This is a genomic window from Flavobacterium sp. WG21, from assembly GCF_000335775.1.
Classification (GTDB): Bacteria; Bacteroidota; Bacteroidia; order Flavobacteriales; family Flavobacteriaceae; genus Flavobacterium; species Flavobacterium tructae.
Genome location: NZ_AMYW01000014.1, coordinates 90,819 through 111,414, shown reverse-complemented (window position 1 = coordinate 111,414; position 20,596 = coordinate 90,819). Strand labels below are relative to the sequence as shown.

At 32.1% G+C, this 20,596-nt stretch carries 5 protein-coding genes; all 5 read right to left on the bottom strand.

From position 1 onward, the window contains the following. Window positions 1-4,261 (bottom strand): non-ribosomal peptide synthetase (locus C245_RS0112000; protein WP_017496841.1); only part of this gene is annotated, 4,261 nt, incomplete at its 3' end. Next, entirely contained in the window at window positions 4,245-12,113 is a 7,869-nt protein-coding gene (locus tag C245_RS0111995) for a non-ribosomal peptide synthetase (protein WP_017496840.1), read from the bottom strand. The genes C245_RS0112000 and C245_RS0111995, both read right to left, overlap by 17 nt. Before the next feature lie 11 nt (window positions 12,114-12,124). After that, window positions 12,125-13,096, bottom strand: a complete 972-nt coding sequence (locus C245_RS0111990; protein ID WP_017496839.1) for a hypothetical protein — start codon at window positions 13,094-13,096, stop codon at window positions 12,125-12,127. A gap of 15 nt (window positions 13,097-13,111) precedes the next feature. Further along, window positions 13,112-14,086, bottom strand: a complete 975-nt coding sequence (sbnA, locus tag C245_RS0111985; protein WP_017496838.1) for a 2,3-diaminopropionate biosynthesis protein SbnA — start codon at window positions 14,084-14,086, stop codon at window positions 13,112-13,114. A 34-nt stretch (window positions 14,087-14,120) separates the two neighbouring features. Further along, entirely contained in the window at window positions 14,121-20,588 is a 6,468-nt protein-coding gene (locus tag C245_RS0111980; protein WP_017496837.1) for a non-ribosomal peptide synthetase, read from the bottom strand. Window positions 20,589-20,596 lie beyond the last annotated feature (8 nt).

Below are 20,596 nucleotides of genomic sequence, written 5' to 3'. Positions count from 1 at the left end.
GGTATCTGGATACTCCTAAGCCTCCTATATAAAGTTCTCCAGGTACTCCTATTCCAACTAAATGAAAAGACTGATCTAAAACATATACCTCGGTATTTCCTAAAGGAACTCCTATTGAACCTAGATCAGATGCTGTATCAACCCGCTTTGCTGTTGACCAAATGGTTGTCTCTGTAGGGCCATAAACATTCCATAGTTCCCCTTCTAAATTCAGTAATCGAACTCCTAAAGCATAATCCAATTCTTCTCCTCCGCTTAACATCTTTAAACCTGATTGCCCTGACCATCCACAATCTAATAGCAATCGCCACATATTGGGTGTGGCCTGTAATACCGTTATATTTTCCTTACCTATCAAATCAATAAGCATTACAGGGCTCTTGACTGATTCGTCGCAGGCTAAAACAACACAGCCTCCAACATATAGTGGTAAAAACAGTTCCAGAACTGATATATCAAAAGAAATGGTCGTATGAGCCAAAAATCGCGTTTCATTAGCTACGCTCAAAATGTTTTTCATGCTTTCCAGCAAATTGACTACTGAAACATGAGATACTTCAACTCCTTTAGGCAATCCTGTAGAACCCGAAGTATAAATCATATACATCAGCGCATCTGAATAAAGCGTTGGTAAGACATAATCCGAAGGAAAATCAACTTTCTTATCAAAAAGCGTAGAAGAAACTATTTTCTTAGCATCAACCTCCTTTAAAATTGATTCGTACAAATCGCTTACTAATACACATGAAACTTCACTATCCGCAAGAATATAGGATATTCGATCTGAAGGAAAATCAGAATCAATAGGAACATAACATGCCCCTAATTGCATAATCCCTAAAAGACACATTAATAATTCAGGGCTTCTCTGCATAACAACCCCTACGAATGTTCCTTCACGAACCCCATAATCTCGTTGCAACTGATAGCTCACACTGTCTGCTCCTTGTTTCAAAGAAGCATAACTAACTAAAGTGTCTTTGTAACTAATAGCCGGTCGGGAACCATAACGATCTGCCTGTATAGCAAATAAATCACTAAGAGACGTTTCTCTGTTAAAAGGCATTTCTGTCCTGTTAAAAACATCAACTAGACGTTCTTTCTCTGTAACAGGAAGATATTCCAGATCATCCAGACAAATATCAGCATGTCCTGAAACTAATGTATCAGCAAGGTTCATAAAATAACCCTTTATGCGCTCAATAGTAGAAGCTGTAAAAAGATCACTACTGTATTCAAGAGTAACATTAACACCCTCGGAACTTTCAACAAAATAAAAACTTAAGTCGTATTTGCTTATGTTAACATTAACTATTTCTTCTGTAATATCAAGACTATCGAATTGAAGTAAACATTTATCAGCAGAATCATTTAAAGTCACTAAGACATCAAAAACCGGTGATCGGCTTAAATCCCGATCAACATCCAGATCCTCAACCAATTGATCAAAAGGATATATTTGATGATCATATGCTTCTAAAGTATTTTTTCTAACATGTTCAAGCACCTGATTAAACGACTCGCTACCACTAACTTTTGATCTTATTGGAAGCATATTAAGATAAAAGCCTATCTGATCTGCTAATTCCTGGTTACTTCTTCCAGTAATTGGGATGCCTATAATAATATCGTTTTGGCCTGTATATTTATATAAAAATGCTTTTACTAATCCCAATAATACAATAAATAAACTGCTATCGTTTTTCTTTCCCACATTCATAAGATAATTATGTGTGACATTATTTAAAGAAAAATTTACAGTATTCCCTTCATAACTCTTAGAAGCAGGGCGCTTAAAATCGCACGGAATATTTAAAACAGGTAGCTCTCCTGAAAGTTTATCTAACCAATATTCTTTACTTTTATTCAATAGATTAACGAATCCATCTCCGTGCTGCCATTCTGCATAATCCTTATATTGCAGAGACAATACAGGCAATTCTTCAGATTTGTCTAACAGAGTAGAATTGTAATACTTACTTAGTTCGTAAGTAAGTATATCAGCTGAGCGTCCATCAGATATAATATGATGTAAAGCAATTGTTAGTAAAAAAGTATCGTTTCCTAAATCTAAAAGATCAACTAAAAATAGTGGTCCCTGTTCCAGATTCAATTGGGTATTTAACACTTTTTTCAGGTGTTCATTAATTCCAGCAGACTGTTCAATCTGATCGCTTATATTTACATAATTTATATCAAAACCAGATTCATCACTAGTATTAATTATTTGATGAGGAATACCATCGATACTTGAAAATGTCGTTCTTAATATTTCATGTCGTTCAATAAGACATTTAAAACTTTCATTTAAGGCTGCTATATCTAACTTACCAACTATACGATAAACACTTACTAAGGTATAAGTGTTTTTTACATCCTCAAATTGATTCAGCATCCACAATCGTCTTTGTCCATGAGACAGAGAATAGTGAGGTTGACTATTTGCTTTACTAATACTATTATTTTCATTACTTCCAATTGCTTTTTCAATCAATTCTGCAGTAGAGAAAATAGTAGGATGATCAAATATATCAGATAGTTCCAATTCTATCTCGAATTTTTCATAAATTTTAGATAAGATAGAAATCGCTTTTATTGACTGACCTCCTAAGTCAAAGAAATTATCTCTTACACCAACCTTTTCGAGTCCTAATACACTTTTCCATATTTGAACTAATTTATTCTCTATTTCATTTCCGGCTTCAATATAATTACTTTGCTCAAAATGATTTTTAATTTTTTCAAGATACTTTTTGTCAATTTTCCCATTAAGTGTTAATGGTAATTCTTCTAATTGGATGAAAGTTACAGGTATCATGTAGTTTGGAACCCAACGATTCAACCATTCCACCAGATATGAATTTTCTAGTTTGCGTTTTGCAATAAAATAAGCAACTAAACACTCTTCTTCTTTATTTTTAATTGCAAGAACAACCGCATTTGTAATTACGGGATGTTGCACTAAATGATGTTCTATTTCTCCTAATTCAATTCTATAGCCTCTTATTTTTACCTGATCATCATTTCTTCCCAGAAATTCGATATCGCCATTAGGAAGCCATTTTCCCGAGTCTCCAGTTTTGTATAAAGCACTTGCAGAGAAATTATCGAATGGATTTTCAATAAACTTTTCTTTTGTTTGTTTATCATCATTCAGATATCCTTTTGATAAACAAATACCTGACAGATAAATTTCGCCAGGAACTCCTATGGGTTGCATTCCTAAATAATCATTCAATATAAATACTTCTGTATTGTTTATTGCTTTACCAATACTTTTAAGGTCTTCTATATTTTTTACTTCCTTAACAATACAACCTATAGTTGCTTCTGTAGGTCCGTATTCATTGAATATTCTAATATCTGAATTTAGTTTCTTTAGAGTTTCCCAGTGTTGCTGCTTCAGTATTTCACCACCTAATATTACTGTATTTACATTTGTACTTTCAAGATCTAATTGTTCTAATACATCAACATGCGAAGGAGTCAGCTTTACCGTGTTAACAACTGTTTCCGGATTAAAGACATCAAAAAGCACTTTATTTATTGAAACATTGCTACCGTATAAAACCTGCTTATCACCCCGTAGCATTGTTGTAAAAATACTCGTAAAAGTAAGATCAAAAGTAAGTGGCGTTAAAGTTCCAAAAGTATACCCCTCATTATTATTAAAATAGAATTCATTGGACCACTTTAAATAATTCACTAAACTTTCGGAACCTACCTTAACACCTTTTGGTTTGCCGGTAGATCCTGAGGTATATAGTATATAAGCTAAGCTTTGAAAATCTTTATGTATATTAATTTTATTCTCAACTATTGGGAGTAGTGGCATTTGAAGATCTAGGGCAACTATCATTTTGTCGAAAAAATCTAAATCAAAAATATGTGAAGACTGTAATAAAACCAGATTGACTTCTGCATCTTCCAATACGAATTTTTTTCGGTCTGCGGGCCAATTTAAATCCAGAGGAAGCAATACTGCACCAGCTTTCCAAATAGCTAAAATTGAAACAATCATATCAACTGAATGTTCCATCATTAAACCAACATTTTCCCCAGATTTAATTTGTAAATCAGATACAAGATAATTAGCCAAAGTATTTGCTCTTTCATCGAGCTCCTTATAACTACATATAATACAATCAACTACCAACGCAGTAGCATCTGGAGAAGTATTTACCTTCTCTTCAATTAAATCAATTATGTGTTTATTATTTACCATATTATAATCTGCATCCATTTTAATTTTTTCGGTCATGTGTTAAATCAACTAAATTCCATTTTCCGATCTCATTGTCTTCGCCTTGGGTAAGAGCATAAATAATGCTTAACCAATGACCGTATATTCTTTCTATTGTTTCCTCCAAAAAAATATCAGTGTTATATTCGATATTCAAATCAAGACTACCATTAAATCTAAACTTAAAAGATAAATCAAATTTACTTGTAGTATTTTCTAATTCGATAGGATGTATTTCTAATCCAATTTTATTAAATTGTTCAAACTGATTTTCCTCTTCCTGTAATAATTCAACTAATACGTCGAACAATGGAGTATTAAAGTTTTTTACATTTTCTGTTAAATCATCAATAATACTATCAAAAGGGTAGTTTTGATGTTCTGCAGACTCGATCCACTTATTTTTAACTTTATTAAATACTTGCAAAAAATTATCAGAAGCTTCAAAAGTGGTACGAATAGGCAATGTATTTACGTAGAAACCTATTTGTTTTTCAAGATCCAAATGGTCTCTACCTGCCACAGGTACACCAATTGTTATATCACAATTACCTGTATATTTAAATAACAAAATTTTTACACTGGTTAGTAATATTGTAAATATTGTTGTTTTATTATCTCTGTTAAATGCTTTAATCTTTTCCAGAAATTCATCATTAATTTTTCGAGTTAATATCTTACCATTATAAGACTTACTATTGTTTCTATCAAAATCAACTGGCAGATTTAAAGGGGGTGGAAATGTACTAAATTGATTCCCCCAAAATTTACCACTGTTTCTCATTTTATCAAGTTGGAGTGTTTTGAGTTGCCATTCACAATAATCCTTATATTGTATTCTTAGTGGTGTAACATCAGGAAGTTTATCAGCAATTATGGTTTTATAAACTTGAAAAAATTCGTTTATAATAATCTGAACAGACCAAGCATCTGCAATAATATGATGAATTACAAACACAAATATATATTCTTCTTCTCCCGTTCTTATACAACTCGCTTTAAAAAGTGGCAGTTTATTCATTTCAAATAAAATACTATTTTCATCATCTATAAGCTGCTTAAGGGCTTCTGAATCATTTTGGTGTACCGATTTGTCTAAAAATTTAAATGGAATATTCTCATAATCATACTCGTGAACAAATTGACGAGGCTCTCCCTTATGCATTCGAAAACTTGTTCGTAATATTTCATTTCTTTCCATCAGGTAGCCCAGAGACTCACGCAAAGCACTTATACTTAATTTCCCTCGAACGGAATATACTCCAGACATATTATATGCCGTACTTTTTTTATTTAACTGCGAAAAAATCCAAAGTCTTTTCTGAGCATTAGAAATACTATAGCTTTCACTTTTTTGAACGATTGGAATATCTATATTAAATTTCTTCTCTAAATGTTGAACATAATGAGCTAGTTTGGCTATAGTTGGATACAAAAAAATATCTTTTATTTCTATCTTAACCTTTAATTGTTCATATATTCTGGATACCAGTTTTGTTGCGGTAATGGAATGTCCTCCGATTTCAAAAAAGTTATCTTTCACACTCGGATTTTCAACTCCAATAATATTTTCCCATATTAGCGATAATTCTTTCTCAATTTCATTAGTTGGTGCCATAAAATCCTTAGTTTGCTTATTAACATACTTATTGCCAAGCAAGCCAAGTTGTTTATAATCTGTCTTTCCATTTGATGTAAGAGGAATAGTCTCAATTACATAAAAATAGGTAGGAATCATATAATCAGGTACTAATTTTGCGAGATGTTTTCGCAGCAACGCTACATCTATTTCATTTTCTGAAATCAGATATGTTACAAGAATCTTACTATTTGTGTGGTCCAGCTGACTGCAAACTACTGTGTCTTTTATCGTTCCAAAACTTAAAATAGCAGACTCCACTTCTCCAGGTTCTATGCGATATCCCCTAATCTTAATTTGATTGTCTACTCTTCCTCTATATTCAAGTCGGCCATCTATAAACCAACGTCCCATATCACCCGTTTTGTATAGCAATTCATTATTAGCTTTTGGGAACCTTAGAAACTTATTCTCTGTTAATTCAAGGTTATTTATGTAACCATGCGCCAATCCTAAACCTCCTATATGTATTTCCCCCTGTATCCCAACAGGAAGAATCGCGCCTTGCGGATCTAATATATAAACTGAAGTGTTATCAATAGGTTTACCAATTGAGTACAAATCATTTACCTCTTTTATTGGTTGTAAGGTCGACCAAATAGTGGTTTCTGTGGGACCGTAGAGATTGTAAACATTAGCCCCGAGATCCAACATTTGTTTTCCTAATTCCTGTTCTAAATTTTCCCCGCCTGTTAACAGATTCATTGATAAATCACCATTCCATCCGCTATCAATCAGCATTTTCCAAAAACTAGGGGTACCTTGTAAAAAGGAAGGTGATGTTTGTTGCAATAATTCCTGAAATTTAAGCCCGTCCTGAATTGCCTCGCTTGGAGCAATGTATACTAATCCACCTGTTGTCAAGGGCATAAACAACTCTAGAATAGATATATCGAAGGTAAATGTCGTGATTGCTAACAAACTATCTCTACTGGTAAATTCCAAGAGACGTGTCATACTTAATAGAAAATTCACCACAGCACTGTGTGAAATTTGTACCCCCTTCGGTTTACCCGAAGAACCAGAAGTGTAAATGATATATGCCAGATTATTCCCTTTTACAGTCTGCAAACTGAATTTATCTGAATATTCTAAAATCCCGCTTTTCCAAATTTGATATTTGTCAGGTGTAAAGCCGCTGGTACTTTTATTTTTTTTATCCAGCTCAATTGTCATATCAAAGCGGAACATTGACAATTCATTCTTTATACTTCCTATTTTCTCACTTGATTTTATAAGTGACTGATAACCAATTTTTCCAAAAAAGTCTTCAAAAAACTTATCCGAAAGAAATAATTCGCTCTCAGTATCCCTCATTTTATTCAAATCTAAACTCTTTGTTTTATCATTTTTTAAAAGTGATTGATAATAATTTTCCTGCAAATTTTTGTCCCTTATATCACCTAGAAATAGTACTCCGTTGTCACTAAGTAATTCTGATGCGGTAGACAAAAAATCTCTTAAATATTGATGAGAAGGGAAATATTGAATAACACTGTTTACAATGATCAAATCAAACTTTGTATCTTTTAATAAGCCTATTTCTAAAGCAGATAAATTTTGCAATAAAACATTAGAAATACCCTTATTAGCAACATTATCTTTGCAAATTTTTAGTGTTTCGTTAGAAATATCAGTTCCAATATACTTTTTTACTTTAGGCGCAAGCTCGGAGATTATCATACCTGTTCCGCACCCTATTTCGAGCACGACAGCGTTTTGGTTTAGAAATGGCTCTACTTTAAAGGATATATTATCGACCATTTCCTTAATTTCAGCATTCTGAAAAACCGCTCCTGAATAACTGTTTATCCAACCAGATGCTTGTACAAGATTGTCGGAACTATTTGCTACATAGTCCCAAAGCTCTCTTGTTTCTCGTTCGTAATTTTCAATTGGACTAACTTCTAAGGCATTTACACAAATGTAAGATTTCAAAATATCAATATCCCATTGTAACTTATCACACAAGTCTATAAACTTACTTTCAGAAATGATGATCTTAGAAGATGTATCTCTAATCATATATTCAATCCTGTCCGTGGGGAAAAGTGGATCTATAGGAACATAAGCTGCACCGACCTTAAGTATCGCTAACATCGCAACAACAACTTCTTCAGACCTCTGCAACATTAAAGCAATCGAATCGCCAACTAGCACACCATTATTAACTAAACAGTTAGCAAGCTTATTCGCTTTTTCTTCAAGAGCAAGATAAGAGAAATTGTTATCTCCGTATACTAGAGCTGTCTTATTCTTATTTAATTGCAATTGTTGCTCAAATAACTGATGAATCGTTATATCCTTATTAAAAGGAATTTGCGCATTATTAAATTTATTGAGCTGAACATCTCTTTCATTATCAGTAACACAACTCAGTAATTTTAACTTTTCGCTGTCGTTTTTAGAAATTGATTCAATTAGCGCTTTTAAATGCTCAAAGATATTGTCAATACGTTCACAATGAAATAAATCTGTATCGTACTCTATTTTTAAATCTATAGCATCTATATCTTTTTCAGTAAAATAAAATGAGAGGTCGAATTTACTTCTATTAAACTCAAAGTCAAATGGTTTAATTGATACTTCAGCTAACTGTTCTGTTGTATTAAATTCTAAATTTTGCAATACCAACAACACATCAAATAAAGGTGTCCTGTTTAAGCTACGCTTTACATCAAGTTTGTCAATAAGAACATCAAACGGATACTGATTATGTTTAAAAACATTGAGTGTATTCTCTTTTATATTTAAAACCAAATCATTGTAAGTGTCATCCTCATTAAATTTTGTTCGTAGAGGAATCGTATTTACGTAAAATCCTATCTGGTCTTCTAAATCTATATGATCTCGCCCAGCCATAAGACTACCAATAATTATATCAGTTTGCCCTGTATATTTATATAATAATACTTTTATGATAGATTGAAGTATTACAAACTTACTGGTATCAAATTTCAGAGCAAGATTATTGATAATCCTTATATGCTCACTATTTAATTGGTAAGATTGAAATCGACCATTATATGATTTGACTTCCGGTCTTGGGTAATCGGTAAGTAGCTCGAGAACGGGTATATCTCCTTGAAATTTATTTACCCAAAAATTTCTATGCTCTTCAAATTCCGGAGAATTCAGAAGCTGTTTTACCCATAAGGTATAATCTTTATACTGAATTTTAGGTTTAGGTAACTCTACTCCATTGTCATGATATAATTTATTATAAACTTTAATAATATCATTAAACATAACTGTAATTGACCATCCATCTGAAATAATATGGTGACTCGATAGTAATAAAATATTTTTTTGGTCGGATAAGTTAATAATAGTAGCCCTTAAAAGCGATCCTTTTTCAAGATCAAAAGGTGTCGTTGCTTCGCCCCTCGCAATTTTTTTACTTGTTTCTTCGGCGAATTCGTCATTTTTTAAATCAATCGTTCGTAATTCAAAATCAATCAATTGAGGATCTTGTATAAACTGTTTAGGTTCCTCATCTATAATAATAAAGTTAGTCCTTAAACTTTCATGTCGCTTAATCAACTGGTTAAAGGCCTCCGCAAGAAAATCAATTTTAAGAACTCCATCTATTTCAAATGCTGATGTACTATTATAAGCACTTGATCCTGACTCAAACTGACACAAAAACCATAGTCTTTTCTGCGCATTTGATAACTCGTAGTAGTTATTTTCACTACTATAAACTTCAATAGGACTGAATTGGAAAGAATTCGTTTCCTCTTCAAGCACCTGAGAAAGGGCTTTAATAGTAGGATTGGAAAAAAGAGTCTTTATCTCAACTTTTAAATTAAATTGTTTTTGAATCCTTGAAATAATCTGAATTGCCTTTAATGAGTGTCCGCCTAAGACAAAAAAATCATCAAATAATCCAATATTTTTCTTTGCCAGCGTTTCTTCCCATATTTCTGCTAATTTCCGCTCCAGATAAGTTTCCGGCGCAACATATTTTGCATCATCATCCGTGTGTAACTGTTCTTCTGTCAGTATCAAAAGTTTTTCATAATCTACTTTACCATGTACAGTTAAAGGGATTTTATCTACTAGTATTAAAATACTGGGAACCATAAAATGAGGAAGTTGTTCTCGAACATCCGTCATGATAGAATCCTTATCACTTTTTTTATTTGTAACTACGAAAGCCGCCAGCTCAGTACCGTCTTCACCTTTATTTAAATCAATTACAACGCCTTGCTCAACATTTGGCAAATTTGAAATCAGAATTTCGACCTCGCCAATCTCAATCCTATATCCCCTTATTTTTACCTGTCTATCGTTCCTGCCGAAATATTCAATTGTTCCATTAGACTGCCAACAAGCCACATCCCCTGTACGATATAGTAATCTAGACTTACCATTGATATCGATTGTAACAAATTTTTGGGCTGTAAGTTCCTCTTCTTTAAAATATCCAACCGCTAATCCAATTCCTGACACACACAATTCTCCCTTAACTCCAATAGGCACAGATCTGAGCTGATCATCCAAAATATGTACCACCACGTTATCAATAGGTCGTCCGATATGTACTTTTTCAAATGGTTTTAAATAGGTTGCTGTCGAGCATACTGCATTTTCAGTAGGCCCATATTCATTAATTAATCCTACCGCAGGCAGCAACTTAAAATGTTTATCTACCAAGCCTGATTGAATAGCTTCACCAGCAACTGTAACCACTTTTAACTGTTCTAAAGTTTCCGGAATTTCTTCCAATAAAAAACGATAAAAAGATGGTGTAACTAAGAAGTTGCTAATTTGATGTTCAATTATTAAATCTTTTATGTAATGTGGAATTGTTTTAAGTTCCTCGTTTGGAATTACAATAGTACCTCCGGAAATTAATATACTAAAAATATCCTCAACAGAACTATCAAAAGAGTAAGAGGGAAATTGTAAATTAATGACATCACTATCCAACTCATAAAAGGTCTTTCTCCATAATAAGGTATTGCAAATACTTTTATGTTGTATCATTACTCCTTTAGGTTGACCGGTGGAACCAGATGTGTAAATCATATAAGCCAAATCGTCCGGTGTACTATAACCAGAAAGATTTGAGTCATTAACAGGCAGCAAATCAAATTGTATATCTAATACAAGAAAAGAACCTTTATAAAAATCAAGGTTAAAAAACAAATCTGATTCTGTAATTAAAAGATCAATTCCTGAGTTTTCAATTATATAATTTATTCTTTTTGTTGGATATTGAGAATCAATGGGAACGTAAGCTCCACCTGCTTTGAGAATTGCTAAAAATGTGGCAATAGTCCAATTAGATTTGGAAATCATTACCCCGACAAGCTTGTTCGGAACAACTTGATACTCCTCTACTAAATAACGGGCAAGGCGATTTGAATAATTATTTAAATCATTATAGGTCCAATGATCACCATTAAAACTTACAGCTCTCTTATTGCAACTTTGAATTACCTGTTTTTCGAAAAGGGAGTATATCGTTTCAAATCTTTCGACCGAAACTCCCGAACAAAAAGAGTCAATTTCTAAAATCTCTTGCGGGCTAATATAATTTAGTTTTTCAATAGGAATATAAATATTATTAATAACCTCTTCTAATAAGTAAACATAATTCTGTGCTAAATTTTTTAGAAGGATACTGCTATATTCTTCTTTATGCAATTCAAAAATTAATCTCGTCTCTTGTTTCTTGTCAATGCGTATAAATAGATCGAAATCTGAAGATTCAAAAACGTTATTATTCTCAGTTATAGCGAAACCTATCTTAAATAAATCATTAACTATTTCAGGAAATAACTTTTTATAACTATCATATGAGATTCCAAATTGTTCTGAAACTTCACTTACTTCCTTCTTTAAGTCGGTAAAAATTTCTTTGAAGTTGTTTGTCAGATTAATTTTTGAAGTATAAAGCACAATCTGTTCTTGGATTGTGCTTATATCCTCATGTCCCATAAGATATCCCCCCGTTATAATTTGCTCTGTTTTATTATAACGGTGGAGAAGAATATGTAAAATGGAGAGATAAAAGGTATGTTCTAAAAAGTCAGAATCGTTACATAACGAATTGATTTTCTTCACTAAATCATTTGGAATTACGGCAAATAGATCATTTTGCTTATCCTCTATCTCAACTGTTTGCGAAAAACTCAACAAATCTGAAGTTGCACATGATCCTATTTTCTTTTTCCAAAATTCTTTTGTTATTTTTCTCTTTACTCCCTCGCTTATATTCATGCTATTAGGTATTAGTCGTTAACTACAGTTCCTACTTTCGTTTCAATTCCTTTTTGATAATAATATGCTCCTATAGCCAGATCGAATACTGCCATACCCATTGGATTAAACATAACTACACTTTTATCATCAAGTTTCCCAAATGCATTTTTACAAACCATATCTATCATCGAAATAGTATCGTTTTTATTCAATCCGTGTTCAATGCTCATTCTCTCAATATCAGTATTTTCTCGGCATACTTCATCCCAATCATCTACCATTATACAATCAACATAGTCTTTATAAAATGCATGATAATCTCTAAGTGACACATTAAGTTGTAGCGATCCTACTTTTGGTCTTTCATCAATATATCTTTCTTTTGTTACCGTACAGGTAATAAAAATATCAGAATCTCTATAAGCTTGTTGCCAATTGTCACATCTAACTATTTTTTTTCTAATAGAATCCGGGAGGTCACTAGTGTCGATAGGTCGTAAATCATATACCTTATAGTTTTTTACCGCAGATCCATACATCGAGTCGATCATTCGTAAGTGCATTTTACCTATAGGTCCTAAACCAATAAGACCAACAGATAAATCTTCAAAATCTGATCTAGTATTTAAAAATTCCTGAATTACTAAACCAGAAACACTGGCTGTCCTAATGCCACTAACTGCTGCTGAATTAATAATACACAAAGGCATACCATTATCAAGATCATTAATTAGAGTTACAGAATGTGCACGTTGCATATTGGATTTAATATTATCCGGAAAACTAGCGATCCATTTTATTCCTGCACAATTAATATCTCCACCAACATATGCTGGCATCGCTATAATTCTATTGTGTGGCTTCTTAAATCTTAGGTAAGGCTTAATGGGTTGATGAAAGTCTGAATCATACATGATCTCAACTGTTGTTTTAATTTGCTGAACAAGATTTTTCCAATCTATTCCAATATGATTAATATCATCAGTATTAAGGTATAACATTTTATTTATTTTATTTTATTGATTAGCTGTAACTTTATTTTTTTCATTAAATATGTTCTGTAATCTGGTAATCCAATCCTTATTGTAAATGGTATCTAAATAAGTATATCCTTTATCTGCACAGATAAAAAGAACATTTGGTTTATCTTTTGTACTATATCCTTCATAATTCTTAAGTGCAAAATAGGCAGCTCCAGAAGAGCCTCCTGCAAAAATTGACTGCTCATTGAGTAACATGTTACACCCCTGAATTAACTCCATATGACTTACATGCACAACATCATCTATCAATGATAAATCGAGAATACTGGGAACTTTACTGGCTCCAAGTCCCGATACATATCGTTTACCGGGCTTTGCTCCAAACACCACTGAACCTTCAATATCAACACCAATTACTTTGATATTTGGAAAATTTTCCTTTAGTCGTTTAGCTATTCCTGTAATAGTTCCTCCCGAGCTAACTGCAATAAAAATATAATCGAGTTTCTCAAAATGATCACAGATTTCTTTACCTAAACTGTCATAATAACCCAGGTAATTATTGGGATTATCGTATTGATTTGTCCAAAAGAAATTAGGATTTTTTCGACATAAATCTTCCACTTTACTTATTCTGGTCAATAAGTAACCTCCTGTTGCATCAATTTCATCTACCATTTCAACATTACAGCCTAGTCTTAATAAAGATTCATATCCTTTATTAATATTGGGGTCTACAACAGCAGTAAACTTAAGTCCCAATTTTTGACATATACTCATTAAAGCAATAGCAAAGTTACCGGAACTGGATTCTATTATGTGACTATCATTATTAACCAAACCATCCTTAATGGCTTCTCTAAGAATGTTAAATGCTGCCCTGTCTTTTATGCTTCCTGAAAAATTATTATACTCTAATTTTGCATAAACATTTATCGCAGGAACATTCAGCTTAACAACAGCTGAATTTTCAAGTAAATATTTTATTTTTTCTAAATCCGACAGCATAGTTATATTTAAATTAATTATTCATTTATTAAGGTCAAAATGACTCTTTTTCATGATTTCTTTTTTCTGAAAATGATTGATCTTTAAAAGTTGTCTGCCAATTAAGTTCATCAACTATTATCAATTCATTATTGAGAATTTCATCTATTATTTTATTTAATCTTATAGATAAAAGTTCAATTGTTTCTTTATCAAATAACTGATTATTATATTCAATAATGACTCTAACATCATCCATTCTGGCAAAACTAAATGTAATGTCATAAATACTCCTGCTTACAGGAATGGCGATTTTTTTGATTTTTAATTCTTCAGTGATGGGAACCAATTTTTCAAAACTTCTTGTCTTCAGCTCACCATCATCATAAATAAATCTTACGTCAAATAATGGACTTCTTTTATAATCTCGAGCCACATCTAAATCAAGTAACATACTTTCAAACGGATATTCGCTATTATCATAACTTTCTGCGACGTTTTTCTTAATCTCCGACAAAACTTGTCCAAAACTATAACTCCCTTTTATATGACTACGAACCACTAAAGTATTTACGAAACACCCTATAAGCGTAGTTAAATCCGGATGATGTCTTCCAATACTTGGACCTCCAACTATAATATCTTCATTACCGGAATATTTAAAGAGTAGAATTTTAATCACCGAAAGAAACCCTGAATAATATGTCGCATTATATTTATTAAACAGTTCTCCAAGTTTAGTTGTTCTTTCAGAATCTATCATCCATTCTACCTGATTCCCTTCGTAAGATTTAAATTCTGTTCTGGGATAGTCTAAGGGTAGATTTAACACTTGACGTGGCTCTTTCAATTTAGAACACCAAAAAACTCTCATCGAGGTCATTTTATCTGTATCTACAAGTTTAGAGAGCCATTCGGAATAATCTTTAAACTGTATCGGAGAAGGTATCATTATTATATCCTCTCCGTTACTAATTGCTTTATATATTGACAAAAATTCATCAATTAATATGCTTGCTGAAATACCATCTGCCACAAGATGATGCAAAGTAACTGTCAAAATTGCGGTTTCATCGGCAACCAACAACAACGCTACCTTAATTAGGGGGGACTTCTCCAGATTAAATTTATAAGACCTTAAGTTTTCTAAATGAACAACAATATTTTTATCTGATTCAAAATTATTTTCTAAATTAAAAACCTCTATTTCAAATAAAAAATCATCAGTACTATTAATTATTTGCTGGGGATAATTATCTGTTTTTACAAAATTTGTCCTTAGACTTTCGTGTCTACCAATAATCGTTTTGAAGGTCTTTTGAACACTCTTTATATTCAGTTTACCAACTAACTCAAATGCTCCAAATATATTATAACCTATTGTATTTCCTTCAAATTCATTCAATAACCAAAGTCCGTTTTGTGAGGGACTTAAGTCATAGCTATCTTTATAAGTGGCTTGCTTAATATCTGCATACTTTGTTCCTGCATTGGTCTCAATACTATTTGATAGTGCATGAATATTGGCCTGTTCAAAAAATTCTTTGATACTTACCTGTACATTAAAAACCTTATTAATTTGATTTATCAGGTTGACCGCCATTAGAGAGTGACCACCCAGTGCAAAAAAGTTTGAATGAACCCCTATTTCGTTAAAACCAAATTCTTTTTTCCATAATACCAGTAGCTTTTCTTCAATTTTACTACAAGGTTCCTGCAATTCAGATTTACTAAGGGAAGTTGAAATTACTTCCAGAGCTTTTCTATCCATTTTCCCATTAATAGTAATGGGCATCTCATCTAATTTTACAAAATGAGAAGGTATCATATAAAAAGGAATTTTTGAATTAAGTGAGCTTACAAGCTCTTTATTTTTGAACTCGACCTCGGAGACATAAAAAGCAATTAATGATTTTCCACCATTTAAATTCTGTTTTCCTATTACTACTACATCATCTATACCAACTAATTTTCTCAAATTATTCTCTACATCTTCAGTCTCTACTCTATATCCGTTAATTTTTATCTGATTATCTTTTCTACCATAAAATGAGATTCTGCCATCTGGCATCCACATTCCCAAATCGCCGGATTTGTAAATTTTTTGACCATTAAAATAAGAACTGTGCTTAAAAGCAACATCTTCTCTTGTATCTAAATAACCCTTTGTAAGTCCAACTCCGCCTATGTATATGTTACCTAAACACCCTACCGGTACAAGTTGCATATCATTATTAAGCAGGAGCAAAATACGGTTTGTTATAGGAGCGCCAATTATATGAGTATCATCTGCTTTAGTTAACTTATTGTATGTAGCACATACCGTGCTTTCACTTGGTCCATATGTATTATAAATCTCAATTTTAGGTAATAGTCTGTCTACTTGAAAAGGTTTTAATTCATCTCCTCCACTAATAAGCAATCTTAGTCTGGGAATTTTGTCACGTTTATTTAACTCGTTAATGACTATTGGAGTTGTACTAAGAATAGATACATTTTCCAATTCCATCATTTCTACCAAATCATCCAGATATTTACCGCCTTGTTTGGATACAATTAATTTCCCCCCTGTAATTAATATCGGGAAAATTTCCTCTATGATAGTGTCAAATGTTATAGAAGCCTGGTGTACTACTATATCCTGATCTGAAATATTAAAATATTGAGAAAAAGTTATTACATAGTCGACCAATGCTCTATGATCAATTGACATTCCTTTAGGGAGTCCCGTAGTTCCAGATGAAAAAATTATATAGGCTGAGTCATTTAGCGATGGATACTCATTTTGAAGTTGAGTCATAGCGGTATCTAACTTCTCGTTATCACAAATAATATCGTCTAAAACAGCTGTTTTTTTATCAGGAAATAATTCATTTACATCAAAACTTGAATAGGTATCAAAGAGTAAAGAGTTTGATTCTGATTGATGAATCATATTAGTAACCCTTTCTATTGGATAGCTGATATCGATAGCTAAGTAAGTGGCCTTACTTCTTAGAACACCTAACATAGATATGATTAAATTTTCAGATCGGTCCATTACCAACGAAACTACATCTCCTTGTTTAATCCTCCATTCATTATTAAGGTAATTAGATACTCTAATCGTTTTTTTTTGTAATTCTTGATAGGTCAGGTTAACATTGTTGCAAACAAGCGCTATCTTATTAGGTGTTTTCTTTACCTGATCATCGAACAACTCGATAACAGATTCTTTACGTTCAATAAACGGAACAGGTCTGGAAAAAGTCAATAGTTTATTCTCTTCCTTTTTATCTAAGTAATCCAGTGAAGCTATCGGGAAATCAGATTTTTTCAAAACTGAAGCTAGTAGTGTCTCAAAATTATGCAATACACCTTGCATATCACTTCTATTAAACAACTCTTCATTAAAATTAATTTTAATGAAAAATTCACTGTTTTTTAAAACGAAATCAAACTGCATTTTTGAAGCCGTACCTTCATTAATTTGCTCAGCGCCTGTAATTTTTAAATCACCCTTGTAAGTTTGAAAATCTAAAATACTATCAAAATCCTGCATCACAACTGTTATGTCAGACAACTTGATAACATTTCCGTTATTTCTAACTTGTTCTTCTATTAGTCTGTCATAAGAATACAGTTCATGATCAACGCCGTTTATTACTTTGCTTTTTGTCTGATCCAATATAGTTATAAAGTTTTCCGACGAATCAACATTTATAATAAGTGGTAATAGTTTTATATAACATCCTACCTGATCTGACAATTCCATATTTCCTCTTCCTGATGACAGAATTGAAATTACATTGGTAGACTGACCTGAATACTTATATAATAAAACATTTAGACATGCAACTAAAACAATATATACGGTAGTATTATGATTCTCAGCAAATAATTTAAGATCATTATAAAAATCATTATCTAACTGTATCTGTTCAAAATTTGAGTGCAATTCAGTACTTATCGATGTTTTTTTAATAAAAGGTAGTTCGGTTGCTTCCTGAATAAGTTTAAACTCATTTTCCCAATATTGCTTATGTATGAATTCTTTCTTTAAACTATTTTCGACCCAGGATACATAATCTAAAAAATGAAATGTTAATGGAGGCATAATTTCGTGAAGAAGTTTTCCTTTACTAATGCCATTATAAAATTTTATAAGATCACATAATACCACTTTCACTGACCAACCATCTGCGATGACATGATGGATCTGAAAAATAAATTCATACTTGTTACTTCCGGTTTTATGCAAAATAGCTCGATAAAGAGGTCCTCTGGCAATATCAAATTTTGATCCAAGTATTGCTTTTATATTTTCTGCATCATCAGCCTCATCGATAAATAAAATTTCAGGGCTGGATCTAAAATCATCTAATGCTAAATAAAGAGTTCCTTCCTCCATCTTCAGATTGTATCTTAAGGACTCATGTCTTTCAACAACAGCCTGAAATGCTTGCTTAAAGAAAAACCTATCTACATTACCCGATATTTGAATAGAAGTCGTAATATTAAGCATCGAATTTGATTCATCTAATTGATGCAAAAACCAAAATCTGCGTTGAATAGGCAGCAGATTATTATAGTCTTCAACCCTTTCTATTTTATTAAAAACTTTCAGATGATGCTCACTGATCTCCTTCAGCAACTCATTAAGTGTCTTATATCTAAAAAGGTCAGTCATGCTAATATTTATCTTCAATGTAGCATTTACTCTTGAACAAAATTCTAAAGCTTGAAGGCTACTCAGACCCAGATTAAATATATTATTCTCGAAATTAACTTCCGGAATATCAATAATAGATTTTATCAAATTAGACAGCTGCTCTTTTACATTAACATCTTTAGGAACATCATTTTGAAGTAAATTATTAAGAACGATTATCACATCGTTAAACACACCTTCTTGATAGTCCTTTTTCAACTTAAAGTATTGAACTTTACCGCTTGTTGTTTTTGGGATTTTTTTTACGGGTACTACGTCATCGACAATTAGACCGGTTCTTTTAAATAATTCCTCTTTTATTAATCTTATAATTGGAACAAATAATTCCAGATTCTTTTTAAAAAGAACAAATCCAATAATTTTATCTTGCTGTGTTACAGAATCCCATACGCCACAAAATGCAACTTTCCCCAGTTCTACACCTTCAATTGAATAAACAGCACTCTCCAAGTCATGTGGATAATAGTTTTGCCCATTGACAATTATAACATTTTTAGATCTTCCAACTATTACTAATTCCCCATTATGGAGAAAACCTATATCACCAGTTTTTAACCATTTATCTTTAGTAAATAAACCCGAAGTTTCTATATCATCATTGTAATATCCGACAGTAACATTCTCTCCTTTAATTTGAATCTCTCCTAAATAATCCTCAACTAATACAGAATTTTTAAATTTAATTCTAACCTCACAATGAGTAATAGCATAACCAACTGAAACAAAATTAACAGCATTCAAATCAGTCGCTGATGATAAAAACTTTACTTTTTCTCCTTCATTCAAACAACTGCGATCAATATTGAAAGAAGTAATAGATTTACCTACGTCAGGAATAGTTACTGCCACAGAAGCCTCTGCCAGTCCATACACCGTAAGAATAGAATTTTTTCTCAATCCGTAATCCTCAAGTTTTTGCACGAAGGTCTCACATAAAGAATGTAAAATAGGCTCAGCTCCATTATAAATTATTCGAACTTCTGACAAATTCCAATCTTTGGCCTTTTCTTCAGTTAGTGCTGATAAAAAATATTTTAGTCCAAAATTTGGCGAGTATAAAATTGAAGCTTTATGTTCTGAAGCTTTTAAAATCCATAAATCAGGCCTTCTTATGAATACCTCTGTTGGAATAATATGCTGATTGATTTCGCTAATCAAAGAAGTAATATGAAAGCCTATCATTCCCATATCATGAGTTAAAGGCATCCAACATAAACTTGAATCCTTCACTGTTATTTGGGAACGTGATGCAATATCTAATGCATTAAAACATAAATTTCTATGAGTTAGACTAACTCCTTTAGGATTTCCAGATGATCCTGAGGAAAATTGTACATAGGCAATATCATCTGGTTTGATATCTTTTAACTCACCAAATCCATTATTGATATTAAGCTGATTTACATTAATTATTCTATCCTCCAATGTATTCATCAGATCAAGGAATTCCCTATCTACATCAGTAATTAAATAAGGATTACGTAATATATCCCAAATAGATTTAAGACGCTGATCACGACTATTGGCATTTGAAACAGATAACGGAATTGGAATAAATTTCCCAATAATACAAGCCCAAAAAACAATTAAAAAAAGCTTTCTATCCTGAATTTGAAAAACTACTTCATCACCTTCCGACAGTTTTAAATCTTGTAAATTTTTAAGAAAAAGGAGTGCCATCTCCCGTAACTCTTTGTAACTGGTAAATTCCTCTAAAGTACTACTATTAATAAAATTAATTCCTGCATCATTGGTACAATTACTGAGATAGTAAGGCAAAACCAACGGTGAATAAGTATTGATATCTTTCAATGAATAAA